A 15,399-nucleotide genomic window follows, 5' to 3' on the forward strand; every position below is an offset into this window, starting at 1 on the left:
TTAACCTTTTTTCTTATTTGTAGATTGTTGATGAACTCCTCTATCTGGGCTAACCCATCTAGCACGACTCTTTTTTTTACCAAATAAAACCTTTGGAAGTGCTACAACAGCAGTAAATAGATTTAAAAACCAAAAGGCAAACGGGTACCAAATCATCCAAAAGTAATTCTTTCCCAAACCTTCATCATAGTGACCATCAAGCCACTTGCTTACTCCAAACTGTATAAGACAAGCACCAATTAAAATAACACTTCCTTGATCTGGCAAAATTGGTGACTCTGATGGCATAAGATAATTAACTGGAAGAATCATACCTACAATCCAAACCAGAATTACCAAAACCATACTGTACGCCCAAACCATACTAAGAAGCAACTCTATCATAAGCCCCCAAAGATGTGTCTGCTTATGTAAAAATAGAACTTTAAAGTTTTTAAACATTACCTGAACACCACCCTTGGCCCAGCGCAAACGCTGATTCCACAACCCTTTGATAGTCTCAGGCATTAAAATCCATACTAAAGATTTAGGCTCAAAACGAACATCCCAACCGTTTCTTTGTAACTTCCATGTAATATCTATATCTTCCGTTAGCATATCAGGACTCCAATAACCAACCTCATGAACGGCAGATTTTCTAAAACCGGTAATTACGCCTGAAACTGTAAATAGACGCCCAAAACTTCGCTGTGCACGCTTTATCATACCAACAATAGAGGAGAACTCTCCTACTTGTATTTTGCCGAGTAAGCTTGTACGATTTCTAATTCTTGGGTTACCTGTTACAGCTGCAACTTGTGGGTAGCGAATAAAGTGTTTTGCCATCCAGTAAACACAATATGGATCGATGAGAGCATCTCCATCTATACAAACCAAATACTCATGCTTTGCTATAAGTGAGCCAGCTTGAAGAGCCAATGCTTTGCCTTGATTTTGGGCTAAATTTACAACTTTGAGTCTTGGATTCTCTTTTGCTAAAGAGAGCAATATCTCTAAAGTATCATCTTTACTTCCATCATTAATAGCTATTACTTCAAACTCTGGATATATAACATCTAGCGCATAAGTGATAGTCTCAATAGCATTCTCTCCCTCGTTGTAACATGGGATTAATATTGATACTCCTGCCCAACTCTCACCCTCTCTTAGCTCTGGAATCGTATCATTTATATAACGCTTTTCACTTTTAAAATAGAAAAATATCGCACCTATCATCCAGAGCGTGGACATAAAAAGCGGATAGTAAAACACATAACCCAATATTGCATGCCAGATGTAATGCCACCAGATAAAAAATGTTTCCATTACCTACTCCTAGTTGTTTGGCGCTGTAAAACTCGGTGTTATAGTATGCATTCGCAAATCTTTTTTTGCAAAATCTTCTCTTATAACATCAGCATCAGGGTTGTTTTTGTACAGATTATCAGGATAGTATGCGATATGGTGTACTCCCAAATCATAAAGATGCTCTATGGTTTGACTAAGCTCTTTTGATGAGATAGGCTCACTATCTTTTCTCCAATCCACACTTTGAAGCTCCATAACAGTGCGCTCTAAACCGCACTCATCCTCTTTTACATGTTTTACTATATTGTCATAAAACTCCGTATGATTTTCGGCTTGCTCCATGTATGGCATCGCCATAATTGCTGTGTAGTCGTATTTTTTTATCGATTCGCTTAGTGATTGTGCATACCACTCCTGCGCATTTTCATTTAGTGCAACTTGTGCGTATAGATTACGTGCTGTTTTTATTCCAGGTTGTTCATCTCTTAATATTTGAGCAAGCTCCATCGCAAAATTATCTAAATACTCAGTTTTTAGCTTAGTCCACTTTGCAAACTGTACTTTGTCTGCTCTGATTTCATTAACACTTTGTGACAATCCCCATTTTTTGTATTGCGCTCTTGCTGCTTTGCTATCATCTTCATAATCAGAGAGCGTTACATCATCATGAAACAGTATGCCATCTATAAAGGTTGATTTTGCTAAATCTTCATAAATCTCTTTAATAACTTTTTGTGCTTTTGAAGAAAATGGAGATAAACGTGGGTATCCCATATTTAAGTGAGTCGAATCTACTTGAAGGGTAACTACCATATCTTTTGCAGCTGGATTTTCTGATGGAAGTTGCCACGCAATCATAGGCATCCAAGCATAAACTCTACTTACATGTGTTCGAGTTTTTATCTGCCAAGAGACTCTGTTGAAAAAATCTGCACGCATCGGTACATGTCGGTTTGCAAAATAGACAAAATCTGCCGCACCATTAGCATCAGGATCACCAAAAGCTTGAAGATAGACTGTGTTTATTCCCAAGTTATTTATACGATCTAGTAAAGCACCGAGATTTTTTTCTCTTTGTTGTGGATCTTCATCATAGATATAATCCAAATCTATATGTGCTGCTTTTGTAGCTCTTGCATCATCTGTAAAATTTGCATCTCTTATCGCCATTGCCAACTTCAAATCAGCAATATCCATTTTTCCCTCAACCAATATTCGTCTTAGGGCATTTAACGGTGTATTTTTTGTATTGCTTCCATCATCGAGTGTTAGTCCGATAAACATTCCTAATTTCTCGGCTATTTTAGTAGCTTTTTTATTGTAGTAACCATAAGGCCAAACAATTACACGAGGTCTTTGCTTTATATATCCTTTTAAAAATGTAGCACTTTGGAGCAAATCATCATGTACACGTTTCTCATAACTTCTCTCATTTTCATACATCTGTTTATCTTCTAGCCACTCTCTTGCCTTTACAGCTGGGAGTTTGTTGCCATATGGATTTCCTAGTATCCCTTTGTGTAGAGCATATGTATGACTTGCAATCTCTACCAAACCGCTAGAAATCATCTCTTTTATCTCTTCTTTGCTTAAAAACTTGCTTCTATCTATCATATGTCCATCAAAATCAACTCTCTCTTTTGACTTTAACCAACTACCAACAAGTGCTACAACGGTAGGAATTTTGTATTTTTTTATTATTGGAAAGGCATTTGCATAGACAGATTGATATCCATCATCAAATGTTAGTAAAACAGCTTTGTCTGGAAGCGGCTTTGCATTTTTTCTATACTCTAAAATATCATCTACACTCACAAAGTGATATCCATTATCCATAAGAAAGCGTATCTGCTCTTCAAAATTCTCTGGAGTGACTGTGTAAGTTGAATTTAGAGTTTCACCTTTTGCGGCTATTTCGTGATAACTTAGTATTGTAAACTCATTTATATTTTTGTCTCTGCTACACAGAGTTGGAAGCTCATTTGCCACAACTAAATTGGCTGCAACTAACATTAACACAAGGATTAATTTTAACATTGGTTTTAACATACGGTATCTATCCCCAGCACTGTTTATATAGCTCTATTTGAGTTCGATATTGTATCCCAATTTCATAGAAAACAAATTGTCTGTTGAATTTTTTACACTTTCTTATTTTCACCCCAAAAACCCTCTCGCCAGTTACAAAATCACCTATGTCGGTTATTATCTTTTGATCATTTGAGAGTGTGAGTAAAATATTTGTATTTTGAAAGTATCTCATCGAGTGAAAAGAAGGAAGCGTTGCGTTATGTTTTATCTCAAAATACTCTTTAAAGGTAAGTATTTTTAACTCTTTAGTAATTACTCTTCTGCTTAAATCATGGCTTTCTTGCACAATTTATTACTTTTGGTTGGCTTGCAACACTTTTGCAACACTGCTCTAGTATTATAACAAAACGGTTTTAAACAATTAAAAGGAATCATAATATGTCATTTGAAGTTACCCCCCCCTTACTAGCATAGCGTTTGTTTTGGACAATGTCCAAGACTATCAAAACATAGTATCCGGCATACCGACGGATACAACTGTTTTTATCATAGATTCAAAACAAAATGCTCTTGAGCAAATGGCGTCCATAAGCTCAAACTTCTCGGATCTCTCATCCATACATATATTTAGTCACGCAAGTCAAGCAAATCTTGACTTTGGGAATATAAAACTAAATGAAGAAACCATAAACGACTACTCTGCTTTACTCTCAGAAATAGGCTCTTCACTTACAAATGAGGGCGACATCCTCCTCTATGGGTGTAATGTCGCGCAGGGAAGTGCAGGAACGGAATTTATCGGGAAACTCGCCCTTGCAACCAGTGCGGACATCGCAGCCTCGGACGATGTGAGCGGTGCGGCTGATAAAGGCGGGGATTGGGTACTAGAAGTTAATCACGGTGTGGTTGATAATCACGCACTTTCCGTTGATACCTATGATGGCATATTGACAATAGATACAGGAACAATCCCAGATTCACAGAATGGTAACTATGCGCCTACGATTATTCGTGGGGCTGATGATAATCTTTATATGGCCTTAGCCGATAGTGAGCAACTGATTCAATTTTTTAAATGGAACGGTAGTGCTTGGTCTCAGATAACAACTCTTACACCTGCTATAATCGGTGATGTATCCATGCGAGCAGATGTGCCGCTGGGTGTGGATTCGACCGGTAAGCTTTATACCGTTGTGAGTTCTTATGAGATGATTGGAGATGGTATTTGTGGTCATGTAAAATCTCAAATCGCTACTTTTGATGGTAGTAACTGGTCTTTTACCGAGATCGAAACCTTGACTCCTTCATCACCCTATGGGGCAAATTATACGTTAAGCAATGGAAGTATCGTTATTGATAGTAACGACCATGTTCAGATAGCTTTTCATAGATGGGCTGACTATCGTTACGATGCCATAAGTGAGGAGAAAAATTTTTATGCGACAAATATTTCCGGAAGTTTTGTTATCACAAGTGCCGATGGTTCTAACGATCGAGCGGCAGCGATAACAACAGTATATGGTTTCGCCGGTGCCGGAGCAGGAGAGACCTATGTCGTGTATAATGTTATAGACACTCCTCAGGTCATATTTCAGAAATTTGTAAACGGTATCGCTTCGGGTTCGCCAATAACGACTACTATTGATGCAACTGGTTACTTTTGTGGAGCGGCTATCGATGCAGCCGGTAATTTGCACGTTCTAGCGGTGGATGGCACCAATTATGAAATGAGTTTTTGGTCTTATAGCGGCGGGGTGTGGAACAGTGAACCTATAGTGCCAGGCACGGCAGGTCATACCTATTCGCCTGCTTTGACTGGTCAGGGGGCTAATGCTACTCCCTACGCTATGATAAGTGATGCCAGTGGCAATATGTATGTGTTCCTCGCGGAATACGATGCCGACTGGAATAGTGTGGGAAATAAAATACTAACCTATACTGGAAGCGAATGGATAGACGGTAAAACGGATATTAGTGCTTTAAATGCTATTGCCGATAAGTGGTCATTTGTTGCTGATAGTTCATCCCATCTTATGATCATCAACGCTGCATATGAAGAAAATGCAACCTATCAGTTTGGTCCTGCGGTTGATTTTCAGGTGTTAGCCGGTCCTATCAGTACAGATATTAACGGAACCTTGTTAGCGGATAATACTTTTGATAGACCAAAAACATATGCGGATGATAATGGGGATGGTTATTATGAGTCTACATATTATGCGGCGAATCCTGGTGATATAACAGGTCTATACGGGGCTCAGTTCCAGTACTTTACTAGGAACGTTACCCCGAGCGCAGACGGTACGTTTACCTTTAACGTGACGGCTGCAGAGTTTTCTGATACTTTTTTGTTGCTCTATGACGGTTCATTCGACCCTGCGAATCCGCTAACCAATCTGATTTTGGCACAAGACGATACTGCTGCTGATTTATGGTCAAATTTTAGTTATGGTTTAACTAATGGGCACACCTATGTATTGGTATTAACGAGTTTTAGTACGACAGCTACAGGTACACTTACTGTTAACGTATCTGGACCAAGTGCCGTTACCGTAGCCGCAAATGAATATTCATCAGATGTTCCGGTAGTCTCCGACACCACCGGTCCAACTGTCTCTTCCGTCGCTATCACCTCCGCCACAGGTGCGCAAAACAGCACACTCAATGCGGGCGATGTGGTAACCGCTACGCTCACCATGAACGAAGCAACCACTGTTACAGGGACACCGCAACTCGCACTTAATATCGGTGGTACAACCGTACAAGCTAACTATACCGGTGGTACGGGTACAACGGCATTGACCTTTACCTACACCGTTTTGGCAGCTCAAACCGATGCAAACGGGATTAGCTTTGATGCTGATGGTCTATCCTTAAACGGCGGTACACTAAAAGATGCCGCAGGAAATGATGCGACATTAACCCATGTGTCGGTCACGGATAATGGTAGCTACAAAGTAGATACCACCGCACCGACCGCGACGATCACGATGGTGGACACCGCTCTCAAAGCGGGAGATACGTCGCTGGTGACGATCACGTTTAGCGAAGCGGTTACCGGATTCAGCAACGCCGATCTGACCATTACCAACGGAGAACTCACTGATGTAGCCTCAGTGGATGGCGGAGTGACATGGACGGCGACATTTACCCCGACCAACGATTTGTACGATGCGAGCAACATTATCACCCTCACTAAAACGGGAGTGACCGACCTGGCAGGCAATGCGGGAGTCGGAACCACCGATTCGGCGAACTACGCCATCGATACGGAACTGCCGACTGTGACGATCACGATGGCGGACACCGCCCTCAAAGCGGGAGATACATCACTGGTGACGTTCACATTTGCTGAAGCGGTTACCGGATTTACAAACGATGATTTGACTATCGCCAAAGGAACCCTCAGTGACGTCACTTCGAGCGATGGCGGCATAACATGGACGGCGACGTTTACCCCGAGCGTCACTACGACCGATGCAACGAACGTTATTATTCTCGACCGAGCGGGGGTGAGCGACGCGGCCGGCAATGCAGGGAGCGGAAGCATTGAATCACCCAACTATACGATCGATACGGTACTACCGACCGTTGTCTCTATCGTTATGGCTGACACCGCTCTCAAAGCAGGTGATACCTCACTGGTAACCATCACGTTTAGCGAAGACGTTACCGGATTCAGCAACGCCGATTTGACCCTCGCCAACGGAACGCTCAGCGACGTATCCTCTAGCAACGGCGGTACGACATGGACGGCGACGTTTACCCCGACAGCGAACATAAGTGATACCGCCAACGTTATTACCCTCAACAACACGGGTGTGACTGATATAGCGCTCAATGCGGCGGTCGGAACCACCGATTCGGCGAATTACGTCGTCGAAACCAATAGCCCTACCGCAATCACCCTCAGCAATAACACCGCTTCGACGGCAGGAGGAGCCAATACGGTAGTAGTAGGAAGCCTCTCTTCGACCGATGCGACGACAGGCGACACCTTTACCTATTCTATCGGGGATGATAGTCCCTGGTTCACCATCAGCGGCTCAGATTTGTGCGTTACTGACCCTGCGGGACTGGGAGTGGGAACCTATACTATTGATACTCTCCGCTCTACCGATGCGGCAGGAAACATCCATGACGAAGCTAAGACCATCATCATCAGCTCCAACCCGACCGTCACGATCTCCGTCGATGACAGTACTCTAAAATCAGGACAGACCGCGACAGTGACGTTTACATTTAGCGAAGCACCGACTGGATTTACCGATGGCGATATTACAGTCTCCGGCGGCACACTATCAGCCGTAAGTGCTACAGATGCTACGCACTATACCGCTACATTTACTCCAACGGTAAATACTGCAAGCTTAAGCGGAAGCATCTCTATTGCTGCCGATACGTTTACAAGTAGCGGTAACAATAACATTGTAAGCAATACTCTAAGCATTACGGGAGATACTCTTGCTCCTAGTGTACCGACGGTTACATCTTCAGCAAGTGGTAACGACAACACTCCGACTGTTGCAGGAACGGCAGAAGCAAATGCAGCGGTAACAGTCGTGATAGCAGGGGCAACATATACAACAACGGCAGATGGTAGTGGTGCTTGGTCTGTTGATACCAGCAGTGCAGAACCAGACAGCGGAGCACTAGAGATCAATGCTAATGGAGACAATAGTGTGAGCGTAACAGCAACAGATAGTGCCGGTAATATCAGTTCTGCCGCTACTCAAACATTAGCGATCGATACTACGGCTCCAACTTTTACATCGGCCGCAACAAATACAAACGGCACAAAAGTAATACTAACATACAGTGAAGCATTGTACGCTACAACGGCTGCTACAACCGATTTTACAGTCATGATTGGAGAAGTTGCAAATACGGTAACGGCAGTGACAATCAGCGGAAGCACTGTCGAATTAACATTAACTACGACTATAACAAATGGGCAAACGGTTACCGTCGCTTATATCGCACCTGAATCAAATAGTGCAACAAGCAATAATGCAATACAAGATAGCATAGGTAGTGATGCAGTAGATCTGACAAGCACATCCGTTACAAATAATGTTGCTGCTCCTTCAAGTGGTGGCGGCGGTTCATCTACTCCATCTACTCCATCTACTCCAACGACTCCAACAACTACCATAATAGATGATAGCAATCTTAGCGGAAGCAAAACTACATCCGTTACGACCACCGTTGGCGGCAACACCGTAGTTACACAGTCAGCGACAGGAACAAGAACATATACGGATGTAAACGGAAATACTAAAACCCAACCGAATGTCACAGTGGAAGCGATTAAAGCTACTTCTCCTACAAGCACTACTTCAGGAAGCACTACTGCCGTACCGCTTTATTGGGGAGAGAGTTCTAAAACCGAGTGGGCGACAACAGCTTCACTATCATCTGGTATAACACTCTCATCCGAAGGTAACCGTGCACCGGTAGCGACACAAACTAAGACAACGGCTATCGATGATCTTATCTACTACATAGATACTACGACCCCTTCAACTGATAGTGGAAAAACTGGTATGCTAAATGGCGGGGAGACATTTTTAAATACACTAAGTCATATAGATACACTGGTTGTAAATAAAATAACTTTAACAAGTGATAGTGCAACTACATCTGCTACGCCGATAACGATTCAAGGAACCGCAAATACGGTACATACCGCAAACGGCGATATTGCACCGATGGAAGCACTTGTAATTGATGCTCAAACACTGCCTACAAATTCAACACTACAACTCAATAATGTTGAGTTTGCGGTAATAGTAGGTGAAAATCTAACTATCCGTGGCGGTGAGGGACAAAACAAAATCTTTACGGGCGAAGGTTCTCAAGACATTATGTGTGGTGAAGATGATGATGAACTTCATGCAGGAGCAGGAGATGACAGCGTTGGTTCTGCAGGCGGAGACGACTTAATCTTTGGAGAGGCTGGAAACGATACCGTATATGGCGGAGAAGGTAATGACCTTCTTCACGGCGGAAGCGGAAATGATAAAGCAACTTATGATGGCAATCAAGCAGACTATGTTATTACAAGAGATGAAGGTAAAACGTATGTTGCTTTAAGTTCTAATCCGGATGAAGTAGATACGCTTATAAATGCTGAAACAATAGAGTTTGCTGATGGAGTTTATGTTGTTGAATCTACAACGACGCAAGAAAAAATCGCAACTCTCTATACACAGATTTTAGATCGTCAAGCAGAGATAGACGGATTTCAATACTGGGCATACGATACATTGAGTATGGGACAAATAGCACTTTGCTTTATAACATCTGCAGAGTATAAAGCAAACAGCGAAGTTGACTTTGACACACTTGATTTAGCCGGAAAGATAGAGACTTTTTATGAAGCCCTCTTAGGCAGAGCGTCGGACACAGAAGGTAAAGCCCACTGGATAAATGCAGCTCAAAACGGTACTATGTCCATAGATCAAATCGCAGAAAACTTTTTAGACTCTGTAGAAATGCAAGGAATTTATCTAGCTAAAGACGAGTGGAATTTTTATTTATAGTTATTTTTACAGACTCTATATTTTAGAGTCTGTATCTGTATTATAATAAACCTATATCCCCATCCCGTTTAGCTGATTTGCCACATACTTAGCGTGGTTATCAGTCATACCGACTATGTAGTCCACCACTCTTTGGTACATGTTATACAAGCTCTGTCCTTTTTGCGGTCTGTCTTCTCCCATAAGTTCTAAAGCACGTTTATATCTAAAAGGCAACTTTTCTTCACTCTCTTTTTTATAAAAGTCGTAAGTTGCATGGATAAGATTGTCAAGAAGCGTCTCTATGATATTGTAAGCTCCAAGTTCAAGTTCTATCTTTCTTTTTTCGTTAAATATCTTTTTGCTAGCAAGGCTTTTTGCCTCTTTTATCGCGCTTTTATACTCTTCGTTCGTAAAAAGTTCTATTAAATCTTTTGGCTGATCATCACTTATAATCGCATCAAAATTATCTTCAAAAACTCCCATTGTATGAACGGCTAAGTTGTGAATAGAGATAGCAACAAGTCTTGAAACTTTTTTAATATCAGAATAGCCATTATCTCCGTATATCGTCTCAACTTCTTTCTCGCCGCAGATAAGTGTAAAGATGTTTTTCGTATCTTTTAGCATTATGATTTTAAGCTCAACCGCATCTTGCAAATCAAGCAGTCCGTAACAGATATCGTCAGCGGCTTCCATCAGATATGAGAGCGGATGTCTTTTGTATGAGCCGTCTATTTTTACAAGTCCAAGCTCCAAAAACAGAGTTTTGAAAAACTCAGCTTCACTTTGAAAAAAGTTAAATTTTGATTTGCCTAAATGTTCACACCTGCTTGATGGATGAGGGTACTTTACCAAAGCTCCCAGAGTTGCAAAAGTAAGTCTCATTCCTCCGCAAAATAGGTTATTTTCTATCTGACTTACTATCCTAAAGCTCTGTGCGTTTCCGTCAATATGGATAAAATCTTCAAGCTCATCGGATGAAAGCTCTTTTAAAAAATTTTTATCTTTATTGCTCTCAAACCACTCTTTTATGACCTCTTCTCCTGCGTGTCCAAAAGGCGGATTTCCGATGTCGTGAGCCAAACAAGCAGTCTGAATGATATATGCCACGTCATAAGGGTCTATCTTTATCTCAGGGTATTTTTTACTCAAAAACTCCCCTGCTCTAAGCCCCAGACTTCGCCCAACGCTTGCCACTTCTAAGCTGTGCGTAAGTCTGTTATGTACATGGTCGTTTTTTGAGAGCGGATGAACCTGCGTCTTTTTTGAGAGTCTTCTAAAAGAGTTGGAAAATATAACTCTATCATAGTCTTTGTGAAAACTGCTTCGGTAATACTTCTGTTCATCATCCTCTTTTATATCTTTAGTACCGTAATATCTTTGATTTGAGAGTAGCTTTTTAAACATCATCATTTCCACATGTAAAAGTTTTGTACTGTTATAACATATTTTCTATAATAGAGCTATATAAACATCTCAACTTTTTTTAGATAAACTACTTCTAAACGACAAAAGGATTTTTACATGTCAGCACCGCTTATAGTTCTTATAGTTATCGTTCTTATACTTATTTTAATGTACAACTCTCTTGTAGCAAAGAAAAATCAGGTTGAAAATATTTTTGCAAGTGTAGATAGCGTTTTGAAAAAACGCTACGACCTCATCCCAAATCTTGTCGCATCGGTTAGCAAATATATGGAGCATGAAAAATCACTCCTGCAAGAGGTTACGAAACTTCGTTCAGATGCAAACAGACCAAATATCAGCGACAGTGAAAAAATAGCTCTTGATGCAAAAGTAACCTCTGCGTTAGGCTCTATTATGGTAGCCGTCGAGAACTATCCGGAACTAAAAGCAAATGAGAATGTAATGCATCTTCAACATACACTGCATGAAGTTGAAGAGCAGATTTCAGCCTCAAGACGAGCATACAATCAAGCCGTAACCGACTACAACAACGCCATAGAGATGATTCCTACAAATTTTATGGCTTCGCTTATGAGCTACAATGCAAAAGAGGTTTTTAAGCTTGTGGATAGTGAGAGAAAAAATGTAAACGTCAAAGAGCTTTTTAATTAGGCAATGTTTAGATGAAAAGCGTTAGTGAACTTACAGATTTTTACTATAAAAATCTATTTCCTACACTTCAAAAACTTGAAAAAGAGAGAGAACAGCTTAAACATAGAATCATTTTAGTCGCTGTTTTATTTACAACCGTTACCCTTTTTATTGCTCTTGTGCTAAAGAACTACTATGAATTTATACTATTTGCATATATAGCCATAGGTACAATAATTTATAAAATTTTAGTTCATGATTACACTCATAAGTTTAAAACAAGTATTATAAAGCCTCTTATACATGTTATTGATAACACATTAGAGTACTCTTTGGATTTACATGTAAGCGAGTCACTTTTTGAACACTCAAAACTATTTTCTAAGCCTGACAAACTTAGCGGAAACGACTATGTAAAAGGGAGTATTGACGGGGTAAATATTGAGTTTTCAGATATTCATGCACAAAAAAGAGAAAAAAATTCCAAAGGGCAAGATAGCTGGAGCACTATTTTTAAAGGGCTTTTTATAGCAGCAGAGTTCAATAAGCACTTTTACGGACAAACCGTAATTCTTCCCGACACCGCACAAAATACATTTGGAGACATTATAGGTCACTGGCTTCAGTCAAATAACGGAATAAGAGACGAACTTGTAAAAATGGATGATGTCGAATTTGAAAAAGAGTTTGTTGTTTACTCTACCGATCAGATAGAAGCAAGATACATACTCTCGCACTCACTGATGAAAAGAGTACTGTTATTTAAACAAAAATCAAAACACCCTATACATGTCTCTTTTGTAGGAACTCATATTTACATGGCAATAGAGTACGAAAAAGACCTCTTTGAGCCGTCTGTTTTTCGTTCACTTTTAGAGTATAAAATTGCTATGGAGTATGTACAGACTCTGCATTTAGCCATCGGCATAGTAGAAGAGTTAAAATTAAATCAAAAATTATGGAGCAAAAGATGAATGAGAAAGATATATTACTGCAAAGCGTAAAAGATTTTCTAACTCCAAAGATGCTCAAGTATGCCCTACTCCCTTTTATTATCAGTCTGGTTGTCATGTACATTCTATTTTTTGTTATAGCAGGTTATGGGGTCGAGCAATTAGGTACTCTAAACGTTGAAAGTTCTCAGACAAGCATCCAAAACGGTATTCCTCATACGGAGAGCTTTACCGCGCAGCTTGAAGGTTCTTCTATTATGAAGTTTTTAATGAGCTATACCGTTACATCTTGGCTGGCAACCTTTTTTATCTACGCTATAGGCGGTTTTTTAACGATATATCTCTCTATTTTTGTAGCGGTAATCATTATAGGATTTTTAACTCCGCTTATCTTAAGAGAGCTTCAGACAAGACACTACAAAAATGTCGAGATGAAAAGTCACGGCGGTGTCGTTTACTCTATTTTTTTACTCTTAAAATCAACTCTCGTTATGCTTTTGCTTTTTATACTATTCATACCGTTTTACCTTATTCCGCTTGTAAATATAGTAGCTTTCAATATTCCGCTTTACTACTTTTTTCATAAGATGCTTATTTTTGATATCTCTTCAACTATCTGCACAAAAGATGAAGGCAAACAGATAAGCTACTTAAATGCAAACAATTTAAGAATAAAAACACTAGCTTTGTATCTGCTCTCTTTACTCCCGTTTGCCATATTTTTTGGAGCTGTTTTTTTTGTGATATATCTTGGACATACCTATTTTTTAGAAACTAAGAAAATAAGAGGGGTTTAATCTTTAAACCTCTTCAAAAAAAACAGATATATGTACTTCCAGAATTTTTGCTATTTTATAAAGATGCTCTACATTAAAATGCTTTTTATTTGTAAAAAGTTCTGCAGCGGATACAAGACTAACGGATTTATTACCCATCTCTAAAGAGAGTTCTAATTGTGTGAGCCCTTTTAATTCACGATACTTTTTTACATTTTGTCCAACTATTTTGTGAGCTTTATCTATTTCCTCTTGTAAAAATTCAAATTGCATACTTATAAAACCCACTATAGTAATTTTTTGTAATGAAGTTTAGTTACAATAGCATCATTTAACAACCCTCTATAGTAGTTTTATATAATATATTATAATAAAACTTCAAAAAAATTAAGTTGTCAATCCTCAATTTAGTTCATATTATTAACATAGTTAATAATATAAAATATTTACAATCGTTACAAAACATCACAATTTATTTTTAAATTTCCTGTTTTTTATTATATGTGCTCATTTTTGTATTTTATTTAGATAACATCAATTTCATAAAAACTACTATAGTGGGTTTTATAATATTAATTTTTTATGACTGAAAAGGAAAATCATGTCAATCTTTTATAAAAAAAAATCACCTCTAGTACAAAAACTTGAAACAGAATTAGAAACATTACAAAATGATTATGAAAAGCTACAAGAAGAACACATAGCAATAAAAGAACAAATAAAAAAACTTACAAATACCGAACAAGAGAATAAGCTTAAAAAAGAGCTTACTCATAACTTATCTCAAGGCTGTATGAAAAATATTGAAGTTATTCAAAAAGGCATACAAAATAATATTTCATTTTTAGAAGAAATTGGAAAATTAACTAATAATAATGAATTTTTTATGTTAAATATAAGAGAAAATGCAAATTCAATTTTCAATACAGATGTAATAATTCAAATGGCAAACGACCTTAGAGCAACTGCCGAAAATTTAAATTATAGTGTTATAGCAATATCTGAGGTAATTAATCTAATAAAAGATATCTCTAGTCAAACGAATCTTCTAGCATTAAATGCCGCTATTGAAGCAGCACGTGCAGGTGAACATGGACGAGGGTTTGCAGTAGTTGCCGATGAAGTTCGTAAACTGGCTGAAAGAACACAAAATGCAACAGCAGAAGTAGAAATAAATATTAAGACTTTAAAACAAAATGCTTATACAATGCATACTGATAGTGAAAAGTTGGAGAATGAAGCTTTAGAATCTTCCAAAAATCTTGATAATTTTAAGATAGAAATTGATGATCTTCTTGAGAATACAAAAGTTATTAAAAAAGACAATCAACATGTACAATATGAGCTTTTTATAAATCTTGCAAAATTAGATCATGTACTATTTAAAGTCAATGCTTATTATGCGGTATTTAATGAAAAAGATATAACTTTGACTAATCATAATAGTTGTAGATTTGGAAAATGGAAACAAAATGATGGGAAAGCTCTTTTTGGAAATACAAAATCATTTTCTAAAATAGACACCCCGCACTCAATCGTACATAATAATGCTATAGCCGCCGTAGAGTGTGTAAAAAACGGGAATTGCTTAACAGATATAAAAGAAGTAATTAATTATTTTAAAAAAGCCGAAGATGCAAGTAAAGAACTTTTTGAGATACTTGAAAATATGCTTTATGAAATAAAATAAAAAATGAAATGAAACTAAATATCAAATCCAAATTATTTTTTTTAACTTTTGTTCCCGTCTTGATTATTATTGTTTTT

The 15,399-nt window shown here is 38.6% G+C and carries 11 protein-coding genes and 1 pseudogene; 6 read left to right on the top strand and 6 right to left on the bottom strand.

The window, feature by feature from the left end; all coding sequences use genetic code 11:
- The 3 genes from pgaC to A2530_RS04585 are packed head-to-tail and all read right to left on the bottom strand — an operon-like array spanning position 1 to position 3,664.
- Positions 1–1,305, bottom strand: a complete 1,305-nt coding sequence (gene pgaC / locus A2530_RS04575; protein ID WP_294886058.1) for a poly-beta-1,6-N-acetyl-D-glucosamine synthase — start codon at positions 1,303–1,305, stop codon at positions 1–3.
- Positions 1,306–1,314: 9 nt separating this feature from the next.
- Positions 1,315–3,336 (bottom strand): poly-beta-1,6-N-acetyl-D-glucosamine N-deacetylase PgaB, encoded by a 2,022-nt coding sequence (pgaB, locus tag A2530_RS04580; protein WP_294886059.1) that lies wholly within the window; start codon positions 3,334–3,336, stop codon positions 1,315–1,317.
- A 7-nt stretch (positions 3,337–3,343) separates the two neighbouring features.
- Positions 3,344–3,664 carry a hypothetical protein gene (locus A2530_RS04585; RefSeq protein WP_294886060.1) on the bottom strand — a complete coding sequence of 107 codons (321 nt, stop codon included), beginning with the start codon at positions 3,662–3,664 and terminating at the stop codon, positions 3,344–3,346.
- A 136-nt stretch (positions 3,665–3,800) separates the two neighbouring features.
- Between A2530_RS04585 and A2530_RS11915 the strand changes: the two are divergent.
- Positions 3,801–4,196, top strand: a pseudogene (locus A2530_RS11915) (DUF4347 domain-containing protein); the annotation flags it as partial.
- A 1,592-nt stretch (positions 4,197–5,788) separates the two neighbouring features.
- On the opposite strand, the gene A2530_RS04590 reads toward A2530_RS11915, so the two are convergent.
- Complete coding sequence (locus A2530_RS04590) at positions 5,789–5,917, bottom strand: hypothetical protein (RefSeq protein ID WP_294886158.1); 129 nt, start codon at positions 5,915–5,917, stop codon at positions 5,789–5,791.
- Positions 5,918–6,116: 199 nt separating this feature from the next.
- Between A2530_RS04590 and A2530_RS04595 the strand changes: the two genes are divergently transcribed.
- The gene (locus A2530_RS04595; protein WP_294891471.1) at positions 6,117–9,863 is read left to right on the top strand and encodes an Ig-like domain-containing protein; all 3,747 of its coding nucleotides are present in this window, start codon (positions 6,117–6,119) and stop codon (positions 9,861–9,863) included.
- Between the two features lie 51 nt (positions 9,864–9,914).
- Here the strand turns inward: A2530_RS04595 and A2530_RS04600 are convergent, their stop codons facing one another.
- Positions 9,915–11,252, bottom strand: a complete 1,338-nt coding sequence (locus A2530_RS04600) for a deoxyguanosinetriphosphate triphosphohydrolase (protein WP_294886062.1) — start codon at positions 11,250–11,252, stop codon at positions 9,915–9,917.
- Positions 11,253–11,369: 117 nt separating this feature from the next.
- Here A2530_RS04600 and A2530_RS04605 point away from each other — a divergent pair, with 117 nt between their 5' ends.
- Genes A2530_RS04605 through A2530_RS04615 form a run of 3 tightly spaced genes read left to right on the top strand, consistent with a single transcriptional unit; the run spans position 11,370 to position 13,653 of the window.
- On the top strand, positions 11,370–11,924 hold the full coding sequence (locus A2530_RS04605; RefSeq protein ID WP_294886064.1) for a LemA family protein: 555 nt from the start codon (positions 11,370–11,372) through the stop codon (positions 11,922–11,924).
- 11 nt (positions 11,925–11,935) lie between these two features.
- On the top strand, positions 11,936–12,877 hold the full coding sequence (locus tag A2530_RS04610; protein WP_294886066.1) for a DUF3137 domain-containing protein: 942 nt from the start codon (positions 11,936–11,938) through the stop codon (positions 12,875–12,877).
- Positions 12,874–13,653, top strand: a complete 780-nt coding sequence (locus A2530_RS04615; RefSeq protein ID WP_294886068.1) for an EI24 domain-containing protein — start codon at positions 12,874–12,876, stop codon at positions 13,651–13,653. Before A2530_RS04610 ends, A2530_RS04615 begins: the two co-directional genes overlap by 4 nt.
- A 3-nt stretch (positions 13,654–13,656) precedes the next feature.
- Here A2530_RS04615 and A2530_RS04620 read toward each other — a convergent pair whose 3' ends face one another.
- Entirely contained in the window at positions 13,657–13,905 is a 249-nt protein-coding gene (locus tag A2530_RS04620) for a helix-turn-helix transcriptional regulator (protein WP_294886070.1), read from the bottom strand.
- A gap of 328 nt (positions 13,906–14,233) precedes the next feature.
- On the opposite strand from A2530_RS04620, the gene A2530_RS04625 reads away from it, so the two are divergent.
- Positions 14,234–15,322, top strand: coding sequence for a methyl-accepting chemotaxis protein (locus A2530_RS04625; protein WP_294886071.1), 1,089 nt, complete (start codon positions 14,234–14,236; stop codon positions 15,320–15,322).
- Positions 15,323–15,399 lie beyond the last annotated feature (77 nt).

The organism is Sulfurimonas sp. RIFOXYD2_FULL_34_21, assembly GCF_001830805.1.
Lineage (GTDB): Bacteria > Campylobacterota > Campylobacteria > Campylobacterales > Sulfurimonadaceae > Sulfurimonas.

What these genes read in the sequence shown, in the direction of transcription:
- pgaC (WP_294886058.1), bottom strand. Translation starts at nt 1,305, where the DNA reads ATGGAAACATTTTTTATCTGGTGGCATTACATCTGGCATGCAATATTG.
- pgaB (WP_294886059.1), bottom strand. Translation starts at nt 3,336, where the DNA reads ATGTTAAAACCAATGTTAAAATTAATCCTTGTGTTAATGTTAGTTGCA.
- A2530_RS04600 (WP_294886062.1), bottom strand. Translation starts at nt 11,252, where the DNA reads ATGTTTAAAAAGCTACTCTCAAATCAAAGATATTACGGTACTAAAGAT.
- A2530_RS04605 (WP_294886064.1), top strand. Translation starts at nt 11,370, where the DNA reads ATGTCAGCACCGCTTATAGTTCTTATAGTTATCGTTCTTATACTTATT.
- A2530_RS04610 (WP_294886066.1), top strand. Translation starts at nt 11,936, where the DNA reads ATGAAAAGCGTTAGTGAACTTACAGATTTTTACTATAAAAATCTATTT.
- A2530_RS04615 (WP_294886068.1), top strand. Translation starts at nt 12,874, where the DNA reads ATGAATGAGAAAGATATATTACTGCAAAGCGTAAAAGATTTTCTAACT.
- A2530_RS04620 (WP_294886070.1), bottom strand. Translation starts at nt 13,905, where the DNA reads ATGCAATTTGAATTTTTACAAGAGGAAATAGATAAAGCTCACAAAATA.
- A2530_RS04625 (WP_294886071.1), top strand. Translation starts at nt 14,234, where the DNA reads ATGTCAATCTTTTATAAAAAAAAATCACCTCTAGTACAAAAACTTGAA.